This window comes from Octadecabacter dasysiphoniae (assembly GCF_021532615.1).
Classification (GTDB): domain Bacteria; phylum Pseudomonadota; class Alphaproteobacteria; order Rhodobacterales; family Rhodobacteraceae; genus Octadecabacter; species Octadecabacter dasysiphoniae.
On sequence record NZ_JAKGAQ010000002.1, the window covers coordinates 270,083 to 294,701 of the forward strand.

Here is a 24,619-nt window from a genome sequence, read left to right on the forward strand (position 1 = left end):
TGCTTACCCTTTCATCCGTGCGGTGACGGCAGCGGTGATCGTCTTGGCGTCGGCCTTGCCACCCATGGCGGCGATGATTTCTTTGGCGGTGTCTTTGGCAACAGCTTTCACTGCGGCGTCGGCACCTGAATTAATTTCGCCGATTGCTTTTTCGCTCTCGGCGGTTTGTGCGGCAATTTCAGCGTCGGCCTTTTGCATTTGCACATCCAGATCGGCTTGGATGTCTGCTTTGGCGTCGGCAACGATTTTGCCAGCTTCCGCACGGGCGTCGAGCAATGCTTGATCGTAGGCGGCCTCGGCCTCCTGCGCGCGCTGCTTGAGTTCTTCTGCGGCTGCGATGTCGTTTGTTATCGTGCCCTGACGTTCGGCCAAAACCGCGCCAATGCGTGGCAATGCCACACGGGACAAGATGAAGTAGATCACAAGAAGTGTGACCACGAGCCAGAAAATCTGGTTCGGGAAGGTCGAGAAATCAAGTTGCGGCATGCTGCCCCCGCCTGCTTCTGCTCCTGCTGGTGTATCAGCCATAATAAACGTCCCTCATAGACAATCTTTTGGTCTTACATCGGGGCCAGTCGCAATGACCGACCCCGAGCGTAAGGATTTTAGTGCGTGTTCTTAAACAGCGAACATCAGCAGAAGTGCGACGAGGAACGAGAAGATCCCCAAAGCTTCTGCGAATGCGATGCCGATGAACAGCGTAGCAGTCTGGCCAGCAGCAGCTGACGGGTTACGCAGTGCGCCTGCGAGGAAGTTGCCAGCTACGTGACCAACACCGATTGCGGCAGCGCCGGATCCGATTGCAGCCAAGCCAGCGCCGATGTGTGCGAGTTCGCCTTCCATAATGTATCTCCTTACGATTGGAAGTTTAGCATCCCGGGGCTTTTCCCCGAGGGAGCATGGGTAGTAATTAGTGTGACGGGTGAAGCGCGTCTTTCAGATAAACGCACGTCAGGATTGTGAATACGTAGGCCTGAATGGCCGACACGAGAACTTCGAGGGCGTAGATCGCGACGACACCAAGAATGGCGACAGGCGCGATGATAAAGCCCACTTGGGCAAAGCCCGCGAAGACCTTAAGAACCGCGTGGCCCGCCATCAGGTTACCCGCCAAACGAATGGAGTGGCTGACCGGGCGCACGAAGTAGGAAATGACCTCAATGATCGCGAGGATCGGACGCAGCGCCAGTGGCGCGCTTGAGACCCAGAAGAGACCGAGGAACGCCGCGCCGTTCTTTACGAAACCGATGATGGTCACAGTAAAGAAGACTGCAAACGCGAGGATCGCTGTGACAGCGATGTGCGAGGTTGTTGTGAACGACATGGGCAGCAGCCCAAGGAAATTCGAGAACAGGATGAAGATGAACAGCGTGAAGATGTAGGGGAAATACTTGATCCCGTCTTTGCCTGTCACGTCTTCGACCATTGTATAAACGAAACCGTACAGCGTTTCAGCGACCGACTGTGTGCGGCTTGGAACGATGGCGCGCTTTGATGTGCCGATGACCAGCAACAACACGATACATACGACGGCGACGGCCATCCATGCGGTCACGTTGGTGATCGTGTACCACTCAATCGGGCCTTCGCCGAAGATGCGTTTGACTTCGAACTGATCAAGCGGGTGAAATTCAAGTCCGCCACCGCTGGTTGCTTCGTCTGCCATCAGTCTTCCTCACCTTTGTCAGCCTGTTTGGCCAACGCTTCATTCTGCATCTCAGCGGCGCTGCGCATCATGGTTTTAACACCGGCTGCGAGGCCAAAGAATATGAACAGCACCATAAAGATGGGCGTGGTGTTGAACAGAATGTCCAATCCGTACCCGATGCCAAAACCGATCCCGAGACCGGCCACTAATTCGATCACCATCCGCCATGCCATATTGGCCTGTGAATAATGCTCCTCGGAGTGGGGTTTACGTTCTTCCCCCTTGGCCGCTGCAATCCGTGTTTCGAGCGCCTTGAGGCGGTCGGCGGCGGTGCTGTGGTCGTCGGGATCGGACACGGGCAAGCCCCTTCCTTGGTTGGCGGTGGTTTAGGGTTTGCAGCGAACAGAGTCAACGCACAGATGGAGCGCGTTATATCGCTGATTTCTTTGGATATTTAAGAACCAAAGAAGGGCGAAAATTGCGCATCAACCGCCCGCGCCGTACTTTGTGATATTCAACCATTTGGTTGACGTTTTCAGCCACTTGGGCTTCATGGGGCTATGTCGATGCACCTTGATACCGTGTTTGCCGCCCTTGGCGACCCCACCCGCCGCGCCATTCTTGCGATGTTGCTGGAGGACGATATGGCTGTGACCGATGTGGCCGAACCGTTCGATATGTCGCTCGCCGCGATTTCAAAACACCTTGTCGTACTGACAGGGGCCGGATTGATCAGCCAGGAAAAACGCGGGCGGGTGAAATGGTGCAAACTGGAACCGGACGCGATGCGCGAAGCATCCATCTGGATGCAAAGTTTCGGACAATTCGAGGCGGTGAACCTTGATGATTTTGAACGGTTCCTCGCTGCTGAATTAAAGGCGGAGCCCTAGACCTCCCAATTGGCGGCCTCTGCTTTCAGAAATTTCAGGAACGCCTGCACTTTGGTTGTGCGGTGCAAATCCACGTGGGTCACAAGCCACAGCGCGCCTGTCCATTCTTCTTGGGATGGCATGACCTCAATCAATTCAGGATGCTGGCGCATTTCCCAAGTGGACACGAACCCGATGCCCGCACCCGATATAACGGCATCGACCATTGCGCGGTTGTCGGTGGTGCGAAACACGATGCGGTTTTGGGGCACCTTTTCGGACAGCCAGCGAATGAACGGCGCGCGGCTGTCGACATTGTCGTGGCTGATGAACCAGTGGTTGACCAGATCGCTGACGCCAGTCGGCATGCCGTGTTGTTCGACATAAGATGGTGTCGCGACCAGATGCATGGCCTGGGAAAAGAACGGTTGGACGACGTTGTCGGGCTGACTGGGTGCTTCACCTGCGCGGATCGCGACGTGAGCTTCGCCGTATTCCAGCCGGAACAGCCGATCCCCCGTCAGGAACCGCACCGTAAGGTCGGGGTTCTCGCGCCGGAATTTTACCATCACGGGGGTCAACAGTGGTGACAGAATGACCAGCGATGTCACCACCAGATCACCAGACACCCCTTCGCCCTGCCCACGGATACGGCCCGCCAACTGCGTAAACTGATCATCCGTGGCCGTGGCCACCTGCATCAGATCCTGCCCTGCTTCGGTGGCGGTGTAACCGCGCGCATGGCGTTGGAACAGTTTCACCCCGAGGCGCTGTTCCAGTGCGTCGATGTGGCGGATCACTGTGGCATGGTGAACACCCAGAACATCCGCCGCGCCGCTGACTGTGCCGATGCGGGCCACTTGAAACGCGGTCCTGATCTCATCCCAATTGTCCATGGCTGTCCCCTGTGCAAATTTGAACATCAGTTGTGAAAAACCGAATATAGCGTTCGCGAACGCAAATACCATAGAAGGGGTCATCACAGCTGCATGAGGACGCACAATTGACCCATATTCTACACATCGATTCATCGGCCAACCTGACGACCAGCGTCAGCCGTGCGGCTTCTGCTAAAATCGTGGCGGACCTTGGCGGCACTGTCACCTATCGTGATCTGGCCACCACGCCCCTGCCCCAGATCGACGGGGAATGGGCCACCGCCCGTCTAAGCGACCCTGACACGCGATCACAATCGGACAAAGACAGTCTGGCGTTATCAGACGTTTTGGTCAGCGAAATGCAGGCCGCCGATACGATCGTCATTGGCGCGCCTATTTACAATTTTGCGGCGCCCGCATCGCTGAAGCTGTGGATGGATCTGGTGGCGCGGCCCCGTGTTACATTCAAATACCTTCCCGATGGTCCGGTCGGACTGCTAACGGGGCGCAATGTTGTTGTCACCGTGGCGTCCGGTGGTGTGCCTGTGGGATCGCCCAGCGACCATCTGACACCGCACATAAAGACGTTCTTTGGCCTTCTTGGGATCACAGATGTCGCCGTGTTGGTCGCCAAAGATATCGTGCCGTAGGCAATCACTGAATTGACACCCAGAAGGCCCCGCGTTTGATTGGGCGGATGAAAGTCACGACCACATCCGACACCCTGATCGTGGACAATCGCCCTTGGGTGCTTGGCCTGTTGATGGGCGCATTCGGGTTCGGGCTGATCGCGTTTTTGATCCAGAAAGTGATGAACGGTCAGGTGTTTGTCGTGTTGATCCTGATTTTCGTTCTGGCGGTCCTTCTTTTGTTTTTCACAGCCTTTGTGCAGCGTGACCAACTGGTTCTGGACGCGCGCGCGGGTACTGTCGCGCACCGCCGCAAGACCCTGCTGAATTACACAGAAAACCACCACAGCCTGTCTGATTTGTCCCATGTGTCCGTGCAGGCGCACAAACGCGCCAGTGGTGACACCTACCGCATGGTGTTTCACATCACAGGGGGCGGCGCGGCGGGCATCCATCCGTTTACAATGGCGTTTACGGACTGCCCGCGCTGTGCTGGAACCGTCAAAACGGTCAACGCGTGGCTCAAGGCGCGGCGCGCATGAAGATAACGCAAACCACGCCTGATGTTTTCGTCACCGGGGCCCGCACCTTGGGCTGTGCCATTCCAGCAATTACTATGGCAATGGGGATCATCTGGGGCATGATGGCGATCCTGACCTTGGACAAAGGCATCCCCAACAAGATTTTCGCGATGGTGTTCTTTGGTATCTTCGTTGTGTTGTTCCTCGCGATGAGGTTGCCGTCGGTCTATCGCAACCAGCTTGTGCTGAACCGCCCCGGTGGTGTTGCAGAACTGCGGCTGGCCGCGTGAAGATCACCCATGACACATCCGACCTTTTGGTTTTGCGGTTTACCCGCTGGAAGGAACCGCTGTTTTACGCGGTCTTTTCACTGGTCTTCCTCGGTGCGGCGGCGGCGTTGGTTTACGTCGTGGATGTCCCCATCTGGATGTTGATCGCATGGCTGGGCGCATCGGCTGCTTGGTCCGTGCCAATGGCGCTGCTTCGGGTGGAAAAATCCATGCTGGTCCTCAACGCGACAACGCGGCAGGCCGAATTGCGCCACCGCGACATTTGGGGGCTGCACCGTCATGTCTGGCCACTGGATGAGGTCCAATCAACCCGCATCACCCGCGCATACGGATCAAAGGGGCCCGCAACGACAGACCCCAAGCGCGAAATCACGTTATATGTGCGCGAAGGCATGGACGAAGGCCGCCACAAACTGGCAAAACGTGCGATGAACGCGCGGGATGCCTTGGCCGCATCCGCACGGGTCAGCGATTGGATGCGGGATTGGCGCGCATCCCTTGACTCACAACAGCCAAAACCCTAAACGCACCCTAATTCCGGAGAGCATTGCCTTTCCGGTCCTGCCTTATGTCAGGATCGCCCCCAGTCAGCGCGTTGCGCCCACTGGGGCTGAATTGCTTTGAACGGTCCCTATATTAGGGGCATTGATGAAACCGACGCAAAGGAAGCGCCCATGTTCGAGTCACTGTCAGATCGCCTAGGCGGCGTCTTTGATCGCCTCACCAAACAAGGCGCGTTGTCCGAGGATGACGTTAAAACAGCCCTGCGCGAGGTGCGTGTCGCCTTGCTTGAGGCCGACGTATCCCTGCCCGTCGCGCGTGATTTCATCAAAGCGGTGCAAGAAAAGGCATCCGGCCAGTCTGTTACGAAATCCGTCACCCCCGGTCAGCAGGTCGTCAAGATCGTGCACGACGAACTGGTGCATGTGCTTGCCGGTGATGGCGGCGACGGACAGCTGAAAATCGACAACCCGCCCGCCCCGATCCTGATGGTCGGTTTGCAGGGTTCGGGTAAAACCACGACGACCGCGAAACTTGCCAAGCGGATGAACGAACGCGACGGCAAAAAGGTTTTGATGGCGTCGCTCGATGTGAACCGCCCCGCTGCGATGGAACAGCTGCAAATCCTTGGCGTGCAAATCGGCGTTGATACCCTGCCGATCGTAAAGGGTGAAAACCCCGTCCAGATCGCCAAGCGCGCTAAGACCCAAGCGAACCTTGGCGGCTATGACGTCTATATGCTCGATACTGCGGGCCGTTTGTCGATTGACGAAGAACTGATGCAGCAGGTCGAAGCGGTGCGCGATGTCGCGCAGCCCCGCGAAACCCTGTTGGTGGTTGACGGCCTGACCGGACAAGACGCCGTGTCCACGGCTGAAAACTTTGACGGACGCATCGGGATTTCCGGTGTTGTCCTGACGCGTATGGACGGTGACGGGCGCGGTGGTGCTGCCCTGTCCATGCGCGCTGTCACGGGTCGCCCGATCCGCTATGTCGGTCTTGGCGAAAAGATGGACGCGATCGAAGAATTCCACGCCGAACGCGTCGCGGGCCGTATCCTTGGCATGGGCGATATCGTGTCGCTTGTCGAAAAGGCGCAAGAAACGATTGAGGCCGAACAGGCCGAACGCATGATGAAACGGTTCCAGAAGGGCCGCTTCAACATGAACGATATGAAAATGCAGCTGGACCAGATGCTCAAGATGGGCGGAATGGAAGGCATGATGGGCATGATGCCCGGCATGAAAAAGATGTCCAAGCAGGTCGAAGAGGCCGGATTTGACGACACTGTGCTGAAGCGCCAGATCGCCATGATCCAGTCGATGACCAAAAAAGAACGCGCCAACCCGCAGATTTTGCAGGCCAGCCGCAAGAAACGCATCGCGCAAGGGTCCGGGCTTGAGGTGCGCGAACTCAACCAGCTGATCAAAATGCACCGCCAGATGTCGGACATGATGAAAAAGATGGGCAAAGGCGGGATGCTTAAACAGGCCATGAAGGGCATGTTCGGCAAAGGCGGCCCAGAGGGCGGTATGCCAGACATGAGTGATCCAGCAGCGATGGAAGCCGCAGCCAAACAGCTTGGCGCGAAGATGCCCGGCGGTATGGGCCTTCCGGGTCTTGGTGGTGGCGCCGCATTGCCCCCCGGTCTGTCAGGGTTCGGCAAAAAGAAATGATCACCTGCACCGTACGATACGAGATCGATCCAGATCAGCTTGAGGCCTTTGAGGTCTACGCGAAAGCGTGGCTGCATCTGGTGCCCAAACTGGGCGGGGTCCATCACGGCTATCACATGCCCCATGAAGGCCCCAACGACATCGCCTATTGCCACTTTTCGTTCCCGACGCTGGCCGACTACGAATCCTACCGCGCGAAAATGTGGAACGATCCGGAATGCCTGCGCGCGTATGAACACGCCAAGGCGACCAAATGCATCCGCCGCTATGACCGATCCTTCACCAAGCCGCTTTTCACAGGCGCCACCGTGGATGAACTGGGCCTATGAACGTGACAATCCCGACATTGCAAACAGAACGGCTGATCCTGCGCGGTCCGCGGATGTCTGATATGCAAACCTATGTGGACTATAAAATGTCCGAACGCTCCAAGTTCACAGGTGGGCCGATTGACCGTGAAAAGGCGGCGTTCCAGTTTGCCTCGCTCGCCGGATTGTGGGCCCTGCGCGGTTACGGTCTGTTCATGGCGGCACTAAAAGACACGCCCGACACTGTGATCGGCGGCTTTGGTATTTTCCACCCGTTGGTGGACCAGGAAGAACCCGAATTCGGCTGGACGGTGTATGACGCAACGCTCGAGGGCAAAGGGTACGTCACCGAAGCCATGCGCACGGTCATCCCGTGGGCGTGGGACGTGATGGGCGTTGAAACCGCCCAAAGCCATATCGACGAAGGCAACGACCCATCCGTGGCTGTGGCCCGCGCGTTGGGTGCGACGTTCGACGCCAAACAAACAGAAATCGCAAACGCGCCCGGTGGTGAATTTCACGGCGGCGACGGCCCGTTGGTGAACATCTGGCGTCACCACAAAGGGGCCCTCACATGAGCGACGAATTGCGCGCAGCCGACATCCTCAAAGAACACCGCGACAGCATCGACCGCCTTGATGCGATCCTTGTGTATACGTTGGGTGAGCGGTTCAAACACACGCAGGCTGTGGGGAAACTCAAAGCCAGCCACGACCTTCCACCGTCCGATCCTGCCCGTGAATCCACGCAGATCGCACGGTTGACAGATTTGGCAACCCGGGCCGACCTCGACCCGGAATTTGCCAAGAAGTTCCTCAACTTCATCATCGCTGAAGTCATTCAGCATCATCAAAACCACAAAGACAAAACTTAAAGGACTAACATCATGGCTATGAAAATTCGCCTCGCCCGCGGTGGCTCCAAGAAGCGCCCGTTTTACCGTATCGTTGCTGCGGACTCCCGTATGCCACGCGATGGTCGCTACGTTGAAAAGCTGGGCACATATAACCCGCTTCTCGCCAAGGACGCAGAAGACCGCGTAACAATGAACATGGAACGCGTGAACTACTGGTTGGGCGAAGGCGCACAGCCAACAGACCGCGTATCCCGCTTCCTCGAAGCCGCTGGTGTTCTTGAGAAGAAAGAGCGCGCGAACCTTAAGAAGGGTGAGCCGGGCAAAGCCGCCAAAGAGCGTCTGGAAGAAAAAGCTGCCAAAGTTGCCGCCGCCGCTGAGGCCGCCGCAGAAGCCGCTGCTGCACCAGCAGAAGAAGCCCCTGCCGAAGAAGCAGCAACTGAGTAATCAGTTTTGGTGGGGCGGCACCGGTTGCCCCACCACTAGGATCGATCATGTCGGATGATAAAATCATTGTTGGCGCACTGTCCGGGTCCTTTGGGGTCCACGGAGACGTGCGCGTAAAATCCTTTTGTGCAGACCCGGAGGCGATTGCGGATTACACCCCGCTGACCCGAAAAGACGGCACGGTAATCACCACAATCGTGATCAAGGGCCAGACCAAGGGCAGCCTGATTGCACGGGTCGACGGGATCACAACCAAAGAAGAAGCCGACGGATTGAACGGCATGGAATTGTTCGCACAGCGCGACCAGCTGCCATCCCTGCCTGACGATGAATTCTACCACACCGATCTGGTCGGATTGATGACGTTTGACACCGGCGGGGCCGAACTGGGCCGCGTGAAAGCGGTGCAAACCAACGGGTCCGACGATCTGCTGGAAATCATCAACCCCGCGCACAAAGACACCGTGTTGGTCCCGTTCACCAAAGCGATTGTGCCGACGGTTGATCTGGCATCAGGTCGCATCGTGCTCGACCCGCCACGCGGGTTGTTTGACGACACACCAGAGACCGAGTGATGCCAGGGCGGCGGGTGATCGTACACGCCGGATTTCACAAAACCGGCACGACGTCCGTGCAACGGTTCCTGCGCGCCAACGGCAAACATATTTATCCGCGCTGCGCGATGGTTTTGCCCGCACGGCTGGACCGCAAGGCGGCGCACATGGCGTTGCGATATTCCGAAATCGGATCGCAGGACTATCTGGATGCCTTCGGGGCGGAACTCCATGAAACGCTCAGCGCGATTGTCCCGAAAAACCGCTCTGTGCTGATCACCGACGAACGGCTTTCGGGGCGGATGCCCGGGCGCGACGGACAGGTTGGGTATCCGGCGGCGCCCGCATTGCTCGCCCGCGCCGAAGACGTGATTTGTGACGTGTTCGGCACAGAGGCGGATGTCGTGTTTCATTTCAGCACCCGTGATCCCCTCAGCTGGCTGCATTCCACCTACAAACACAATTTGCGCGTGTCGCGGCTGAACATGGACGAAAACGAACACCGCGCCGCCTACGCCCTGCCCGGCACGCTGGGTGACATCGCGGATGATGTCGCCAAGGGGCTGACAGGCACGGTCCATACAACTGACCTTGCCGACATGACGACAGATTTCGGCCCCGCGCAGCCCCTGATCGATCTGATCAACCTACCAGCGCACCTGCACAAACGGCTTAAGCCGCAGCCAGCCGCGAATGTTGGCCCCAAAGACGGGCTGATTGAGGATCTTTTGGCGTTGAACCGCGCCGGATTGTCCGACCAGGCGTTGCGCGCTGCAAAATCGGCACTGCTTGGAAAGGCCAAGACACATGACGGATAAACCAAGCAAATCAATCGGCCGCAAATCAGTACAAGTGAGCGTGAAGCCACAAGAACTGATGACCGACAAACCCCAACTGGCCCACGCATGGACGGCCCAGATCATCACATTGTTTCCCGATGCCTTTCCCGGATTGCTGGGCGAAAGCCTGACAGGCAAGGCGTTGAAGGACGGGATTTGGCAGCTGCACACCACCGATCTGCGCCGCTTTGGCGTCGGCAAACATCGCAACGTCGATGATACGCCGTCAGGTGGCGGTGCGGGCATGGTGCTGCGCGCGGATGTGGTGGCCAATGCCATCGGCGACACACGCCGCCGTGCGCGCGGGCGAATGCCCTTGATTTATCTGTCGCCGCGCGGCGTGCCGTTCACCCAGAAAATCGCGCAAGACCTCAGCGAACAGGATGGCGTGACCTTACTGTGCGGACGATTTGAAGGCGTGGATGAACGGGTGCTGGAACATTACGACATCATCGAAATTTCGATGGGGGATTATGTTTTGACGGGCGGTGAACTCCCCGCGATGACGCTAATCGATGCCTGCGTGCGCCTGCTGCCCGGTGTGCTGGGCAACGCTGATTCCGCGGTTGAGGAAAGCCATTCAAACGGGCTGCTGGAACATCCGCAATATACCCGCCCCGCCGACTGGGAAGGCCTTACAATTCCGTCTGTCCTGACGTCCGGTGATCATGGCAAAGTCGCCAAATGGCGCCGCGACATGAGCGAGAAAATCACGAAAGACCGCCGCCCCGATTTGTGGGCGAAACATCGCGGCGACTGATCCGGCACGCTTTGTCCGTTACTTCTGGCGGCACATGGCGTAGGTGTGTGCATGGACCTCAAACAAATTATCTATTCCTCGCAGCCTTTTGGCTACGACAACGCCATCCTCAGCGGCATTCTTTTGGATGCGCGGCGGTGTAACAACCGCGATGGAATCACCGGCGCGCTTGTGTGTCGCCACGATGTGTTCCTGCAACTTCTCGAAGGGCCCGCCGATGTAGTGGACGCCGCGTTCGGGCGCATCGCGCGCGATGATCGCCACGTGAACATCACGCAGCGCGCATCCGGCCCCATTGATGCGCGCATGTTTGGCAATTGGGACATGCTGCATGACCCTGCAAAATCATGGCTTTGGTCCATTGAAGACATCGCGAACGGCACCCTTGATCGCGCATCAGCGGCAGATGTGCAGGCGGTGTTTGCCACGCTGCAAGCCAAGGTAAACGCGACGCCGGACCCATAGGCAGATTTGGGGCGCTCATGCAGCCCAAACCCCTTGCCACACACACCCCTTCCCCCTATACGGCGCTAGTCCGTGACCCAAAATGAGTCGTCGGACCTGTTTGGTATGGCCGCGACGTCTTCACCGCGAAACCGCCCCGCAGCATATTAAGGCCGTTAATACCTTTGGTGGGCAGTGCATCTGACCCGATGAAGACCAAAGCTCTGGCAGCCCTCACATCCGCGGAAAAACCGCGTGAACTATAGGAGATCGGTTCATGAACCTGATCGCACAACTCGAGGCGGAACAAATCGCCGAACTGGGCAAAGAAATCCCAGACTTCAAAGCCGGTGACACGATCCGTGTCGGCTTTCGCGTGACCGAGGGTACTCGTACACGTGTTCAGAACTACGAAGGCGTGTGCATCGCACGTAAGAACGGCAAAGGCATTGCCGGTTCGTTCACAGTTCGCAAAATCTCATTCGGTGAAGGCGTGGAACGTGTGTTCCCGCTGTATTCCACCAACATCGACAGCATCACAGTGGTCCGCCGTGGTCGCGTTCGTCGCGCCAAGCTGTACTACCTGCGCACACGTCGTGGTAAATCCGCACGTATCGTCGAAAAAACCAACTACCGTCCGCTGTCCAGCGGCGCAGACGCGTAAGGATTGGCATCATGAAAAAAGATATCCACCCCGATTACCACACCATCGAAGTCAAACTGACAGATGGCACGGCATACGAGATGAAAACAACTTGGGGCAAAGAAGGCGACAGCCTTCAGCTCGACATCGACCCGACTGTGCACCCTGCATGGACTGGTGCAGGCGCACGCCTGATGGACACCGGTGGCCGCGTGTCCAAGTTCAAGAAAAAGTACGAAGGTCTGGGCTTCTAAGCTTAGCACTTTTGAAATTAGAAACGCCGCCCCGATCTAGGGCGGCGTTTTGCGTTTGAGGGACGTTCATGGAACAAATCGTAGTCGAAACGCTGACGTTTCAAGACATGGCAGACTGGATCATGCGCCACAAAATACCGTTGGCCTGGATCGGCGGATTGGTGTTCTGGGTTCTGATCAACCTCATGACCTACAACGATTTCAAGCAAGACAAGAAACGCGCCATATCAGGCGACCGTCGCATTCCGGAAAACTCGCTCCTGTTCGGGGCTTTGATTGGTGGCACTTTGGGCGCAAAGATTGCCCAGCGCAGATTCCGCCACAAAACCCGAAAAGAACCCTTTCGGACACTGCTGAATCTGATCTGCAGTGTCCATTTAACAGGGCTGGCCGTGTTCGCCATTTGGTGGCTGGGTTATCTCCCGACAGTTCTGGACTGGCTTCGTTAAGACCCAAGCACCGAATTCAGCACAAAGAAGATCGCACCAGACAGCAGCGCTGCGGCGGGCACAGTGATGATCCACGCGGCAATGATTGTCATGAAATGCGAACGACGCACCAGTTTGCGGCGGCGGCGTTCCTCAACCGAATAAACGGGGCGGTCCGGCATGGCTTCGCGTGCAGCGCGCAACCGCTTTTCGGCGTCCCATTCACGGTAGAACCCGACGCCAAACACACCACCCACCGCGATGTGCGTTGAACTGACGGGCAGGCCCAGCCAGCTTGCCACGATCACTGTGATCGCCGCAGACAGCGCCACGCAATAGGCACGCATGGGGTTCAGCTTGGTGATCTGGCTGCCGACCATGCGGATCAGTTTGGGGCCAAACAGAAACAACCCGAACGAAATACCGAACGCGCCGATCACCATAACCCAGAACGGAATGCCAAAGCTGTGGGTGAAATCACCCGATTGGGACACCTGCACGATGGCCGCCAGCGGGCCAACCGCGTTGGCAACATCATTGGCACCATGCGCGAACGACAGCAGCGCGGCCGAAACCACCAGCGGGATACCAAACAAAACCTTGAGGGATTTGTTGCGGTTTTCCAGCCCTTCGGACTGTTTGCGGATCACGGGGATCATCACCAACCAAACCAGAACAGCGATGCCAAGGCCAATCAGCAGCGCCGTGGGCATGTCGATCTTGATGATCTTCTTAAGCCCCTTAAGCGCCAGATATGCACCAAACGCACCAGCCATAATGCCCACCAAAATAGGCACCCAACGGCGTGCAGCCGCAATTTTATCGTCGGTATAAATAATGCGGGACTTGATCACGAACAGGAAGAACGCAGCAATCACACCGCCCAGAACTGGCGAAATCACCCAAGACGCAGCAATCGCGCCCATGGTGTCCCAGCTGACAGCGGCAAAACCCGCCGCGGCGATACCAGCGCCCATCACGCCGCCCACAACCGAATGGGTCGTAGACACAGGCGCGCCCACGAATGTCGCAAGGTTCACCCACAAAGCCGCCGACAACAGCGCGGCCATCATTGCCCAAATGAACGTCGCGGCGTTGCCCATGCTTTCGGGCGCGATGATTCCCTTGGCAATCGTGCTCACCACGTCGCCACCCGCAATCAACGCACCGGCACTTTCAAACACGACAGCAATCGCAATCGCGCCGCCCATGGTCAGCGCATTGGCACCCACCGCAGGGCCCATGTTGTTGGCCACGTCATTGGCACCGATATTCAGCGCCATGTAGGCGCCCAAACAGGTCGCCACAATCACGATCATCGCGTTATTTGTCTGGCCAAAGAACAGCGCGGCGGCCAAACCGGCCAGCACGATAAACAAAAGCGAAATCGCAGGGCCGACCAAAGGACGCCCGGCGTATTGTGTCGCCATTTCAAGCCGTGAAAAACGCGCCAGATCCCGGTCCAGCGTGTCGAGGTGGCGCAGATCGCCCTGATTGTCTGACATGGTTTTCCCCCGTAAAGTCGGCGAAACACTTGTCAGCATCACTGCATCAAATCAATGCTTATTGCTTAGATTTTAGGCAGGAAGCACACGCAAAATGGATTTCAGCTCTGGTTCGTCCACCAGATTTGCGGCCTCAAGCGGGCTGACCCAGCGCCGTTCGCGTTGTCCGGCCTCGGGAAAATCGTTTTCAAGACCGTTTACATCAACAGAATAGACCAGCGTTTCCACCGGCATGGGCAAACCGCTGCCCATTGTTTTGTCGTAGGCATAGCTGCCGATTGGGTCACTGTTCGCAGTCGCACCCTTTACGCCCGCTTCTTCCCACGCTTCTTGCAGTGCCGCCTGAGAGGACGCCAACCCGCGAATGGGCCAGCCCTTGGGAATAATCCAACGCCCCGTGCCCCGACTGGTCACAAGCAAAACCTGTTTGTCCGCGCCCACGCCCCGCGTGCAAAGGGCCGCAACTTGCAAACCTTTGGGACGACGAAACAGGGGCGCGACGAAGTCACGCAAAACGCGGGTAAACGCGGGGGTCATGAAGTTACTGCCATTTTTTCTTTTTATCTTTGGACACTTACCTAAGGGTAAATGTCCAAAAATGCAACTCGGGCGCGATTTAGGCCGATGGTTTACCTGGTTTGCGGCGACGATTGCCACCGCCTCCGGGTTTGCCACCCGGCCCACCGGGGCGACCACCACCACCACCGGGGCGGCCACCGCCGGGTTTGCCGCCACGGCCACCGCCGCCACCACCACCGCCAAAGCGACGGCCGCCACCACCGCCACCGCGCTTGGGCTTGGCTTCTTCTTCGTCGCGCGCCCACGGGCGGCCACCAGCAACCGGAATGTCAGCCTTCATCGCCTTTTGAATATCGCGCAGTTCGCCCATTTCATCGGGTGCACAAAACGCAATCGCCATACCGTCGGCACCGGCCCGGGCCGTGCGGCCAATCCGGTGGACATAGTTTTCAGGCACGTTCGGCAAATCGTAGTTATAAACGTGCTTCACCTCTGGAATATCCAGACCACGGGCCGCCACATCGGTGGCCACCAAAATCTTGACCTTACCGGCCTTGAAATCCGTGATCGCGCGGTCGCGCTGCCCTTGGGATTTGTTCCCGTGGATGGATGCGGACGCAAAGCCCTTTTTCTCAAGCAGCTTGTGCAGCTTTTCAGACCCGTGCTTGGTGCGGCCAAACACAATCGCGCGTTCATCGCGGTGCTTGTCGATCAGTTCCAACAGCAGGTCAGTCTTGGCCGCCTTGGCCACGAAATGCACAGATTGTTCAATCCGGTCCACAGCCTTACCCGGCGCATTCACCTGCACACGGATCGGATTTTCCAGAAACGCACCGGCAAGTTCGCCCATCAATTTGGGCATAGTCGCAGAAAACAGCATCGTCTGGCGCGGGGTGGCCAACAACGGCGCGATCTGGCGCAGCGCATGGATGAACCCCATATCAAGCATCTGATCCGCCTCATCGAGGACCAGAAACTTGGTGTCGCCCAGTTTCACAGCGCGCCGTTCCAGAAGGTCGATCAAACGACCGGGCGTTGCGACCAGCAAATCAACACCGCGTTCCAGTTTGCGGATCTGGCCTGTGATGCCAGCACCACCGACAACCAGCATGGTTTTCAGGTGTGTGCCTTGGGTATAGGCGGCCAGGTTTTCCTGAATTTGTTTCGCCAATTCGCGGGTCGGGGCAAGGATCAGTGCGCGGGCTGTTTTACCATCCGGCTTACCCTGTTCCTTCAAAAGCATATCAATCATCGGCAAACCAAAGGCTGCCGTCTTACCGCTGCCTGTCTGGGCAAGGCCCATAACATCGCGACCGTTCATCGCGTGGGGAATTGCCTGCGCCTGAATTGGTGTCGGGTCAACGATGCCTTGGCGTTTCAGTTCAGCAATCAGTCGGGGCGCGAGGCCCAGCATATCAAAATCCATGTGTCGTCCTGTGTCGGGGCGGACGGAAGAGTCCGCGCAAAATAAAGGCGGGGAAACCCCACCATAAGCAAAAGGGATGCGCCAACAGTCTCGCGGAGGACCGAATGTCCATGCCTGTACTTGCAAGGCCCGCCGACTGGCGCGGCGCCCCTGCGTGATGGTGGGAACCTTAAGGAGATGCTCTTTGCGCGTTGTCTGCGCCTGCTCACGCGGCAGCTCGCATCATCCTTGGGGGCCAGATGGGCCTTGCACGACGACAAGTCAATCCCTCTTTGCCTTGCGTCTGGTGCGGCGTATAGTTACGGCGACGCTTCGGACAACGATCCGGCAGCAGCAAAGGGGCAGACGCAGTGGCACATATTATTGTCGTGGGGAACGAAAAGGGCGGCGCGGGTAAATCCACGGTGTCGATGCACGTGGCAACCGCACTGTCGCGCATGGGTCACAAGGTCGGCACGCTTGATCTGGACCTGCGCCAGAAAACGCTGGGCCGCTACGTTGAAAACCGCACCAAATTTCTGGCCGAAAAGGGTCTGGACCTGCCCACCCCAACATACCACGACCTGCCAGAGGTCGACCCCGCGACCCTACGCGAAGGCGAAAACATCTTTGACCACCGCCTGTCCGTCGCCGTTGCGGGCCTTGAACCGGACAGTGATTTCATTCTGATCGACTGCCCGGGCAGCCACACGCGCCTGTCACAGGTCGCCCATTCGCTGGCCGACACGCTGATCACCCCACTAAACGACAGCTTTATCGATTTTGATCTGCTCGCGCATATCGACACGGACGGCGAAACGATTTCCGGCCCGTCAGTTTACAGCCAAATGGTCTGGAACGCGCGTCAGCTGCGCGCGCAGGCCGGATTTGAACCGATCGATTGGGTCGTCGTGCGCAACCGCATGGGTGCGCAAAACATGGTGAACAAACAAAAGATGGAAGCGGCGATTGAAAAACTGTCGCGCCGCATCGGGTTTCGCACAGCACCCGGTTTCAACGAACGGGTCATCTTTCGCGAATTGTTCCCGCGTGGTTTGACGCTGCTTGATCTGCGCGACCTTGGCGTAAAGGGGTTGAACATTTCCAACGTCGCCGCGCGCCAAGAACTGCGCGAATTGATCAAATCGCTGAACCTGCCCGGGGTCGAGGTCGACTTTTAACCAAGCCCCATGCTGTCAAACCGCGCTGTTGTGCGGGGCCGCAGGTTGCGGCGCATGACAAAGAAAAAGCGCAGCATCACCATCGCAACAAAGAACCCGCCAAAGATCATCCCCATCGTGATCTGAGCCTCGGCATCACCGGACGCCGCAAGGATGGATTTCGCGACAAACCATTCGATCACGGGCGTCACGTCGATGTCCGTCCAGTGGCGGTTCGGGTCCGCGTCAGGGACGACAATATCAGCCGCGGTTTGTGCAAAAATCTCTTGGGTGGATATTTCAGCGACCGTTTCAGTGCTCGATGATTTTGCGATCAAATCGCTGATCGTCGCCACAAGGCCCAGCACGAACAACGCCCCGACAACGCCAATCAGCACTTTGCGAACACCGAACCCTGTGCGTTTAGGGGCATCCATCACAGGCACCTCTGACGTCGCGCCCTGCGACGTTGGTGTGTCAAAAACCGCAGGTTCAAACGTAGCGGGTTCGTCAGCAAAATCAGACGGATCGACCAATCCGGCCCGCTGTTTCCAAAGCGGCGCGGCGTTGGTTTCAACGGCGGCGACATCCATCACGACGTCCGCCGTTTCAGGGCGATCCAGCGGCGCGTCGTCTTCGGGTTTGCGCCCGAACACCATTTTGCCCAGCGCAATCAGGCCAATCACGCCCGCAACCTTGGACAGAACACCGAAAATCGTCAGATCACCCGGTTGGGCAGGCGCCAACGCCACATCGCGCCCTTGCACATAGGGCCAGATCACAATCGGGTCGGCAGGCATTTGCAGCCCTTCGTCATAAAACGAATCCTCAACCAGATCTTGCCATTTGCCCATTTTATCCAATTCACCGTTCAGGTTCATAACGGGGCCATGCACGCCATCACTTACGAACCAAGCGTCGACCATTTCAGGCGACAGCGTGGTGAAACTATCATCGTCAGCCTCAAACAAGGCGACGCCGATCACCTCGTTCAGGGATGAACTGTTTGGCGCCAAAAGCGGGAACATCACAACGTAATCGACCCCAAGGCTTTCTTCATACCAAAGGTCATAGGAATAATCCCAAGCAAGCTGTGCTTGTGCATTCACTTCGCCAATCACGGACAGCGCCTCAGCGGTGCGCGCATCGGTCAAATCAACGACTGCCGGTTGCCCCGCCCGCAAGGCCTGAACCTGTTGCGCCGTGCGTTCATTGTCCAACACCTGAAGGTAAAACCCAGCCCCAAGGATCGCCGCAGCAATCGCACCCAGCGCCATGGGCCCCAGTTGGAGGAACCTGAAAAACAATCTCAACCATGTCATCGCGCACAACCTTTTTGCCTAGTCGCGTTCAAGTTGCGCGACATCTTGGGCAAGAATGGGGCGACTTAAGGAAGAATTTACGAAATACCCCCGCCCCCCTGTTGGAGCCGTTCAATAATCGGGCAATCCGGCCGCGCATCCCCAGCGCAGGCATTCACAAGGTCCGCCAGCGTCGCGCGCATGTCTTCAAGGCCCGCGATCTTGGCCTCAATCGCGGCAAGGTGCTGCGTCGCGATGGCACGCACATCCCCGCTGGCGCGATCCTGATCTTCCCACAGCGCCAAAAGGCTACGGCAGTCCTCGATCGAAAATCCAAGGCCCCGCGCATGGGCCAGAAACGCCAGCTTATGCAGATGCGCGTCACTGAAATCGCGATACCCATTGGTCGCACGGTCCGGCGTGACCAACCCGATTTCTTCGTAATACCGGATCGTTTTGGCGGGCAAGCCAACCCGCTGTGCCGCGTCTTTGATGTTCATAGCGACGCCACCTTAACCCAGCGCAGGCGCAACGCATTCGTGACCACCAGAACACTGGACGCGGCCATGGCCAACGCTGCCAGCTGCGGCGTCAACCAGCCCAGCGCCGCCACAGGGATCAGCACAACGTTATATCCAAACGCCCAGCCAAGGTTCTGCCAGATGTTGCGCAGGGTGCGGCGGCTGATCTCAATCGCGCGCGCAACACCAGCGGGGTTGCCTGACACCAACACAATATCGGCGCTGTCCACGGCAATATCCGTGCCCGTGCCCATTGCAATGCCAACATCAGCAGCCGCCAAAGCAGGCGCATCATTGATCCCGTCCCCCACAAACGCGACGCTGCGCCCGTCCTTTTGCAGCGCACGCACGGCATCCACTTTGCCCTCCGGCAACACGCCCGCAATAACGCGATCAATCCCCAAAGATTGCCCCAGAACGCCTGCCGCCTCGGCCGTGTCGCCCGATATCATCACAACCTGCACGCCTTGGGCTTGCAGCGCATTCACTGTGGCATGGCTTGATGGCTTAACCTCATCCGACAGGCCCAGAACACCCGCAAACCGCCCGTCGATGGCCGCAAAAACCGGGGTCTGCCCCGCAGGCGTGTCATCCTCCACCTCCAGCCCTTCGCGCTGCATCATCGCGCTGTTCCCGATGGCGACGCGGCGGCCAGCCACATCCCCCGCAATCCCAAGCCCCGCAATCGTTTCAACACCAGACGCCGTGGGCAGATCGTCGGCGGCAAAAGATACAATCGCAGCGGCAAGGGGGTGATTTGACGCCGCTTCAACCGCGCCAACCAACAAAAGGTCCGCGGCCCCAATGGTTGATGTCATGACCCGCGGCGCGCCCTTGGTCAGCGTGCCCGTCTTGTCAAAGGCCACCACATCAACGCCCTGCACGGACTGCAACGCATCACCACGCCGGAACAAAACCCCCAGTTCAGCGGCGCGGCCTGTGCCCACCATGATCGATGTCGGCGTCGCCAGCCCCATCGCACAAGGGCACGCAATAATAAGGACGGAAACACCCGCCACCAACGCCATCGGCAAGGACCCGAACACAAGCCAAAGCACGACAGTCGCGGCCGCAATCACCATGACCGCAGGCACAAACCACAACGTGATTTTGTTGACCAAATCCTGCACGGGCAGGCGCGCGCCTTGGGCCTCGGCAACCATCGCGATGATCCGCGCCAACATCGTGTCCGCCCCGACCGCCTGTGCGCGCATCACAAGGGCGGCGGTGCCATTCAAAGTGCCCGCAATCACGCTGTCCCCCTGCCCCTTTTCCACCGCGATAGGTTCACCTGAAATCATGCTCTCGTCGATAAAACCTGCACCGGATTGCACGGTGCCATCCACGGGAATACGCTCTCCTGCGGCCAGATGGATAACGTCGCCGACAATCACATCTTCGACTTTGACAGGCACGATCTGCCCATCGCGCAAAACGCGGGCGGTGTCGGGGCGCAACCCGATCAGGCGTTTGATCGCGGCCCCCGTGCGCCCCTTTGCCCGCGCCTCAAGCCAGCGACCAAGAAGGATCAGGGTGACAATCACCGCTGCCGCCTCAAAGTACACCGCGACCGATCCGGCAGGCAGGATGTGGGGCGCAAACGTCGCGATTGTGGAATAGCCCCAGGCCGCCGTTGCCCCCAGCACCACCAGTGAATTCATATCAGGCGCGCGGCGCAGCAGTGCAGGCACCCCAAGGCGATAAAACACGCGACCGGGGCCGATCAAAACAGCCGTCGCCAACACGAATTGCACAATCCATGAGGCCTGCAACCCAATCGATTGCGCAATGAAATGATGGATCGCGGGGAAAACATGCCCCCCCATTTCAACACTGAATATCGGTAACGTCAGCAACGCGGCAAGAAACGTAGCATCGCGCAATGCGGGGGTTTCATCGTCGCGATCAACGGCGACCTCACCTTTTACGATGACCTTTGCAGGATAGCCCGCGCCGCCGGATGCGGCCTCGATCTGTGCCAAAAGGCCCGCGTCCGCCTGCACCGTGGCCGTATGATCGGCAAGGTTCACATGCGCCGACACAACACCCGCCACACCCGACATCGCCTTTTCGGCACGCGCCGCACAGGCCCCGCAGTTCAATCCGCTGATTTCAAAACGCATCGTGGTCATGACGTACCCCTTTGTTACCGTCTTCATAAAGGTTCCCGTCACAGGAAGGTCAAGGTATTTATCATACCCGTCACGCCCCATTTTGGCCTTATGGCGCGTCACCCTCTGGCCCTATCCGATAATCCGCAAAATCGTGATAGTATGGCATCACGCCAAGACGGCGCCCCTGATTCCATGCGGAGGACACGACAATGGACGGAATGACACCAAACGATCTGAGCCATGTGGTCGACGCAGACCGCGCCCACGTCTGGCACCACCTCGTGCAGCATAAACCCTTTGAAAACGGTGAACCCCGCATCATCGTCGAAGGCAAAGGAATGCGCGTTTGGGACCAGCACGGCAAAGAACACATCGATGCGGTGTCCGGTGGTGTCTGGACAGTCAACGTCGGCTATGGCCGCGAAAGCATTGCGAACGCTGTGCGTGATCAAATCCTGAAAATGAACTTTTTTGGCGGCACTGTCGGGACGATCCCCGGTGCGCTGTATGCAGAAAAGCTGATCGGCAAAATGCCCGGCATGACGCGCGTTTACTACGCCAACTCGGGATCCGAGGCGAACGAGAAAGCCTTTAAGATGGTGCGCCAGATTTCGCACAAACGCTATGGCGGCAAGAAATCGAAAATCCTGTACCGTGATCGCGACTACCACGGGTCCACGTTGGCCACGATGTCGGCCGGTGGTCAGGACGAACGCAATGCACAATACGGCCCCTTCGCGCCCGGTTTCATCCGCGTTCCGCACTGCATGGAATACCGCAAGCACGAACAGGACGGCGCGCCAGACGAAAACTATGGCGTTTGGGCCGCGGACCAGATCGAAGAGGTCATCCTGCGCGAAGGTGCCGACACAATCGGCGCGCTTTGCCTTGAACCCGTCACAGCTGGCGGCGGCGTCATCACGCCCCCCGAAGGCTATTGGGATCGCGTTCAGGAAATCTGCAAGAAATACGAAATCCTGCTGCACATCGACGAAGTCGTCTGTGGCGTTGGCCGCACGGGCACATGGTTCGGCTATCAGCAATACGGCATCAAACCTGATTTCGTGACGATGGCCAAAGGTGTGGCCTCTGGTTACGCCGCGATTTCATGCTGCGTCACGTCCGAAGCCGTGTTTGATCTGTTCAAGGACGACACAACCGATCCGATGAACTACTTCCGCGATATCTCCACGTTCGGTGGCTGCACCGCTGGCCCCGCAGCTGCGCTCGAAAACATGCGCATCATCGAAGATGAAGACCTGTTGGCCAACACCGTCGCCATGGGCGATCACATGGTGAACAACCTCTGGGCGCTGTCCGAGCGGCACAAAGTCATCGGGGACGTTCGCGGCAAAGGCCTGTTTGTGGGCGCGGAACTGGTGACAGACCGCGCAACCAAAGACCCCATGCACGAAAAAATGGTGGGTCAGGTTGTTGCAGATTGCATGCAACAAGGCGTGATCATCGGCGCGACAAACCGCTCCATTCCGACCAAGAACAACACGCTGTGTTTCTCGCCTGCGTTGATCGCCACAAAGGACGACATCAACCAGATCACTGAGGCGCTTGACGGGGCGCTGACACGCGTCTTCGGCTAAACCACACGACAAAATCGACAAAGGGCTGGGATCAAAGGTGGACCCAGCCCTTTGTTTTGCGCAACACTGCGGCCATTGAAATCGTCAAAGGCTTTCCCATGTTGCGCACTTTCCTGATCCTGCTGTCCTTTATCGTCGCTCTCCCCGCTTACGCCCAAGATTCCTGTGACTACGCGGGCGACAACGAATGCGACGAAGCGCGCTACGGCGGACAAGGCTATTGTGATGCGGGAACAGACACCACCGATTGCCAGCTTCTTGCCAACGGGATCGAAAACAACGCCTGCGTGTTCGCCAATGACAACGAATGTGACGAATACCGCTTTGGCGGAACAGGGTCATGTCAGGACGGATCGGACACCAGCGATTGCGCGATGTGGCAGGTCCAGCGCGAAAGCGATTTCCTTGACCGTGCGCGCGCCTTGGGTGTGCAGGACCTGATGACAAACAGCCTTGGCGATAACAGCTGCCGCTGGTCTTACGACGGTGAATGCGACGACACGAATTTCGGCGGAACAGGCGTATGTACCCCGGGCACTGACGCGATGGATTGTCTGGCGGTTGTGAACACCACAGCAGGTCTGACGCCGCCCGCCGGCGCTGCGGGTGACACCTGCGAATACGCCAACGACAGCGAATGCGACGAAGCCCAGTACGGCGGCGGCGGATTTTGTGATGCGGGCACAGACACCACCGATTGCCGTCAACTGGCCGCGGGGCTTGATGATGACAGCTGCGAATGGGCCAATGATGGCGCCTGTGATGAACTGCGCTATGGCGGCGGCGGGCAATGCGTTGACGGGTCCGACGCGACCGATTGCGATATGTTCGGCACCTCGCCCGAGGCATTGGAACGTCTGTTGGCCCTCGTGCCGCAACCCTTGCGCGCCACCCTTGGCGATGATTCCTGCCAGTATTCAAACGACGGTGAATGTGACGATGCTGCCTTTGGTGGCACGATCTATTGCGCCACCGGCACAGACGCCACGGATTGCCGCGCGATGGCGCTGGGCGGCGAAGACAGCTGCCGCTGGGCCAATGACAATGAATGCGACGAACCGGGCATCGGCACGGACAACTGCACGTCGGGCACGGACGTCACCGACTGCGCAGCCGTCGCCTATCTGCGCAACCGCACGGACACCTGCAACACGGCGTTTGACGGCATTTGCAACGAAATCGAAAACGGCAATGGCACCTGCGAAGCCTTCAGTGACACCGCCGATTGTCTCGGCCGTTCGCGCCCTGCGGGTCTGGAAAACCATTTCTTTGGCCGCGATGATCGCATGTTGATGGACGCCACGCAGATGCCCTGGGCCGCCATCGGATCGCTGGAATTGCAGGACGGCACCTGCACAGGAACGCTTGTCGGGCCATCACTGGTTCTGACGGCTGCGCACTGCGTCACCGATACCGGCAACGAAACCCTGACCCCCGTCAGCTTCACCGCTGGCCTGTCGGTGGGCCAATCCATGGGCGAAGCCAAGGTTGTCGGCGCGGTGTTTGACCCCGCCTATAACCCCGAAACCCAACCTGCAGGCGGCGGCAACGGCCACGACTGGGCCTTGGTCGTTCTGGACCGCGCCTTGGGCGATGACATCGGATTCCTCGACATCCACGCGCTGACAGACGTCGACCTGTCCCAGATCGGGCGGTCAGGATTAATCGTCAATCAGGCGGGTTATTCGTGGGACACGGGCAACAACATGTCCGGCAACATGGGCTGCCGCATCGTCGAAGCGTTTGAAGACAATTCAATCCTGCACGAATGCGACACCGCACAGGGCGACAGCGGGTCCCCGTTCCTTTTGAATGTAGACGGCGCATGGAAAATCATCGCCGTGGACAGCCAGTTCTTCAGCGCAACGGATGACAAAACACCGTTCTCTCAGGCGAATTTGGCAGTCGACAGCCGCGCGTTCGCAGCAGCAGTAGCGCAGCAACAGTAAGGGAT

Annotated in this window: 31 protein-coding genes; 20 read left to right on the plus strand and 11 right to left on the minus strand. The window is 58.2% G+C overall.

Annotated elements, in window-relative coordinates; translation table 11 throughout:
* Positions 1-3: 3 nt before the first annotated feature.
* The 4 genes from L0664_RS08180 to L0664_RS08195 form a co-directional block, all read right to left on the minus strand.
* On the minus strand, positions 4-528 hold the full coding sequence (locus L0664_RS08180; protein WP_235225162.1) for a F0F1 ATP synthase subunit B': 525 nt from the start codon (positions 526-528) through the stop codon (positions 4-6).
* Positions 529-618: 90 nt separating this feature from the next.
* Positions 619-843, minus strand: a complete 225-nt coding sequence (locus L0664_RS08185) for a F0F1 ATP synthase subunit C (RefSeq protein ID WP_015496525.1) — start codon at positions 841-843, stop codon at positions 619-621.
* 67 nt (positions 844-910) lie between these two features.
* Positions 911-1,666, minus strand: a complete 756-nt coding sequence (locus tag L0664_RS08190; protein ID WP_235225163.1) for a F0F1 ATP synthase subunit A — start codon at positions 1,664-1,666, stop codon at positions 911-913.
* Positions 1,666-2,004 (minus strand): AtpZ/AtpI family protein, encoded by a 339-nt coding sequence (locus tag L0664_RS08195; RefSeq protein ID WP_235225164.1) that lies wholly within the window; start codon positions 2,002-2,004, stop codon positions 1,666-1,668. Before L0664_RS08195 ends, L0664_RS08190 begins: the two co-directional genes overlap by 1 nt.
* Positions 2,005-2,208: 204 nt before the next feature.
* On the opposite strand from L0664_RS08195, the gene L0664_RS08200 reads away from it, so the two are divergent.
* Positions 2,209-2,538, plus strand: a complete 330-nt coding sequence (locus tag L0664_RS08200) for an ArsR/SmtB family transcription factor (RefSeq protein ID WP_235225165.1) — start codon at positions 2,209-2,211, stop codon at positions 2,536-2,538.
* Here L0664_RS08200 and L0664_RS08205 read toward each other — a convergent pair.
* A complete protein-coding gene (locus L0664_RS08205; RefSeq protein ID WP_235225166.1) occupies positions 2,535-3,413 on the minus strand; it encodes a LysR family transcriptional regulator in 879 nt (292 codons plus the stop codon). The two genes, L0664_RS08200 and L0664_RS08205, sit on opposite strands and share 4 nt — an antisense overlap.
* Before the next feature lie 107 nt (positions 3,414-3,520).
* On the opposite strand from L0664_RS08205, the gene L0664_RS08210 reads away from it, so the two are divergent.
* The 16 genes from L0664_RS08210 to L0664_RS08285 all read left to right on the plus strand — a co-directional run bounded on the left by L0664_RS08210 (position 3,521) and on the right by L0664_RS08285 (position 12,563).
* Positions 3,521-4,045, plus strand: coding sequence for an FMN-dependent NADH-azoreductase (locus tag L0664_RS08210; RefSeq protein WP_235225167.1), 525 nt, complete (start codon positions 3,521-3,523; stop codon positions 4,043-4,045).
* 47 nt (positions 4,046-4,092) lie between these two features.
* Entirely contained in the window at positions 4,093-4,566 is a 474-nt protein-coding gene (locus L0664_RS08215) for a hypothetical protein (RefSeq protein ID WP_235225168.1), read from the plus strand.
* The gene (locus L0664_RS08220; protein ID WP_235225169.1) at positions 4,563-4,835 is read left to right on the plus strand and encodes a hypothetical protein; all 273 of its coding nucleotides are present in this window, start codon (positions 4,563-4,565) and stop codon (positions 4,833-4,835) included. The genes L0664_RS08215 and L0664_RS08220 overlap by 4 nt, the downstream gene beginning before the upstream one ends.
* Positions 4,832-5,359, plus strand: a complete 528-nt coding sequence (locus L0664_RS08225; protein ID WP_235225170.1) for a hypothetical protein — start codon at positions 4,832-4,834, stop codon at positions 5,357-5,359. Before L0664_RS08220 ends, L0664_RS08225 begins: the two co-directional genes overlap by 4 nt.
* A gap of 150 nt (positions 5,360-5,509) precedes the next feature.
* The gene (ffh, locus tag L0664_RS08230) at positions 5,510-7,012 is read left to right on the plus strand and encodes a signal recognition particle protein (protein WP_235225171.1); all 1,503 of its coding nucleotides are present in this window, start codon (positions 5,510-5,512) and stop codon (positions 7,010-7,012) included.
* Positions 7,009-7,341 carry an NIPSNAP family protein gene (locus L0664_RS08235; protein ID WP_235225172.1) on the plus strand — a complete coding sequence of 111 codons (333 nt, stop codon included), beginning with the start codon at positions 7,009-7,011 and terminating at the stop codon, positions 7,339-7,341. The genes ffh and L0664_RS08235 overlap by 4 nt, the downstream gene beginning before the upstream one ends.
* Complete coding sequence (locus L0664_RS08240; RefSeq protein WP_235225173.1) at positions 7,338-7,898, plus strand: GNAT family N-acetyltransferase; 561 nt, start codon at positions 7,338-7,340, stop codon at positions 7,896-7,898. The genes L0664_RS08235 and L0664_RS08240 overlap by 4 nt, the downstream gene beginning before the upstream one ends.
* The gene (locus L0664_RS08245; protein WP_235225174.1) at positions 7,895-8,194 is read left to right on the plus strand and encodes a chorismate mutase; all 300 of its coding nucleotides are present in this window, start codon (positions 7,895-7,897) and stop codon (positions 8,192-8,194) included. Before L0664_RS08240 ends, L0664_RS08245 begins: the two co-directional genes overlap by 4 nt.
* 12 nt (positions 8,195-8,206) lie before the next feature.
* Positions 8,207-8,620 (plus strand): 30S ribosomal protein S16, encoded by a 414-nt coding sequence (rpsP, locus tag L0664_RS08250; RefSeq protein ID WP_235225175.1) that lies wholly within the window; start codon positions 8,207-8,209, stop codon positions 8,618-8,620.
* Between the two features lie 47 nt (positions 8,621-8,667).
* Complete coding sequence (gene rimM / locus L0664_RS08255) at positions 8,668-9,195, plus strand: ribosome maturation factor RimM (RefSeq protein WP_235225176.1); 528 nt, start codon at positions 8,668-8,670, stop codon at positions 9,193-9,195.
* A gap of 14 nt (positions 9,196-9,209) precedes the next feature.
* On the plus strand, positions 9,210-9,992 hold the full coding sequence (locus tag L0664_RS08260) for a hypothetical protein (RefSeq protein WP_235225177.1): 783 nt from the start codon (positions 9,210-9,212) through the stop codon (positions 9,990-9,992).
* A complete protein-coding gene (gene trmD / locus L0664_RS08265) occupies positions 9,982-10,773 on the plus strand; it encodes a tRNA (guanosine(37)-N1)-methyltransferase TrmD (protein ID WP_235225178.1) in 792 nt (263 codons plus the stop codon). The genes L0664_RS08260 and trmD overlap by 11 nt, the downstream gene beginning before the upstream one ends.
* A 51-nt stretch (positions 10,774-10,824) precedes the next feature.
* On the plus strand, positions 10,825-11,238 hold the full coding sequence (locus tag L0664_RS08270) for a BLUF domain-containing protein (RefSeq protein WP_235225179.1): 414 nt from the start codon (positions 10,825-10,827) through the stop codon (positions 11,236-11,238).
* 256 nt (positions 11,239-11,494) lie between these two features.
* Positions 11,495-11,881, plus strand: a complete 387-nt coding sequence (gene rplS, locus L0664_RS08275; protein ID WP_235225180.1) for a 50S ribosomal protein L19 — start codon at positions 11,495-11,497, stop codon at positions 11,879-11,881.
* A gap of 11 nt (positions 11,882-11,892) precedes the next feature.
* Entirely contained in the window at positions 11,893-12,114 is a 222-nt protein-coding gene (gene rpmE / locus L0664_RS08280) for a 50S ribosomal protein L31 (protein ID WP_235225181.1), read from the plus strand.
* Positions 12,115-12,182: 68 nt separating this feature from the next.
* Positions 12,183-12,563: a DUF1294 domain-containing protein gene (locus L0664_RS08285; protein ID WP_235225182.1), complete on the plus strand. Its 381-nt coding sequence runs from the start codon at positions 12,183-12,185 to the stop codon at positions 12,561-12,563.
* Here the strand turns inward: L0664_RS08285 and L0664_RS08290 are convergent.
* The 3 genes from L0664_RS08290 to L0664_RS08300 all read right to left on the minus strand — a co-directional run bounded on the left by L0664_RS08290 (position 12,560) and on the right by L0664_RS08300 (position 15,992).
* Positions 12,560-14,047 (minus strand): inorganic phosphate transporter, encoded by a 1,488-nt coding sequence (locus L0664_RS08290; protein WP_235225183.1) that lies wholly within the window; start codon positions 14,045-14,047, stop codon positions 12,560-12,562. The two genes, L0664_RS08285 and L0664_RS08290, sit on opposite strands and share 4 nt — an antisense overlap.
* A 72-nt stretch (positions 14,048-14,119) precedes the next feature.
* A complete protein-coding gene (locus tag L0664_RS08295) occupies positions 14,120-14,584 on the minus strand; it encodes an NUDIX hydrolase (protein ID WP_235225184.1) in 465 nt (154 codons plus the stop codon).
* Between the two features lie 79 nt (positions 14,585-14,663).
* Entirely contained in the window at positions 14,664-15,992 is a 1,329-nt protein-coding gene (locus L0664_RS08300; protein ID WP_235225185.1) for a DEAD/DEAH box helicase, read from the minus strand.
* A gap of 350 nt (positions 15,993-16,342) precedes the next feature.
* On the opposite strand from L0664_RS08300, the gene L0664_RS08305 reads away from it, so the two are divergent.
* Complete coding sequence (locus L0664_RS08305; protein ID WP_235225186.1) at positions 16,343-17,152, plus strand: division plane positioning ATPase MipZ; 810 nt, start codon at positions 16,343-16,345, stop codon at positions 17,150-17,152.
* On the opposite strand, the gene L0664_RS08310 is transcribed toward L0664_RS08305, so the two are convergent.
* The 3 genes from L0664_RS08310 to L0664_RS08320 form a co-directional block, all read right to left on the minus strand.
* Positions 17,149-18,453: a hypothetical protein gene (locus L0664_RS08310; protein WP_235225187.1), complete on the minus strand. Its 1,305-nt coding sequence runs from the start codon at positions 18,451-18,453 to the stop codon at positions 17,149-17,151. The genes L0664_RS08305 and L0664_RS08310 overlap by 4 nt on opposite strands.
* A gap of 77 nt (positions 18,454-18,530) precedes the next feature.
* Positions 18,531-18,932: a Cu(I)-responsive transcriptional regulator gene (gene cueR, locus L0664_RS08315; protein ID WP_235225188.1), complete on the minus strand. Its 402-nt coding sequence runs from the start codon at positions 18,930-18,932 to the stop codon at positions 18,531-18,533.
* The gene (locus L0664_RS08320) at positions 18,929-21,112 is read right to left on the minus strand and encodes a heavy metal translocating P-type ATPase (RefSeq protein WP_235225189.1); all 2,184 of its coding nucleotides are present in this window, start codon (positions 21,110-21,112) and stop codon (positions 18,929-18,931) included. The genes cueR and L0664_RS08320 overlap by 4 nt, the downstream gene beginning before the upstream one ends.
* A 164-nt stretch (positions 21,113-21,276) precedes the next feature.
* On the opposite strand from L0664_RS08320, the gene L0664_RS08325 reads away from it, so the two are divergent.
* Entirely contained in the window at positions 21,277-22,665 is a 1,389-nt protein-coding gene (locus L0664_RS08325; RefSeq protein ID WP_235225190.1) for an aminotransferase family protein, read from the plus strand.
* A 98-nt stretch (positions 22,666-22,763) separates the two neighbouring features.
* Positions 22,764-24,614, plus strand: coding sequence for a trypsin-like serine peptidase (locus L0664_RS08330; protein WP_235225191.1), 1,851 nt, complete (start codon positions 22,764-22,766; stop codon positions 24,612-24,614).
* Positions 24,615-24,619: the final 5 nt, after the last annotated feature.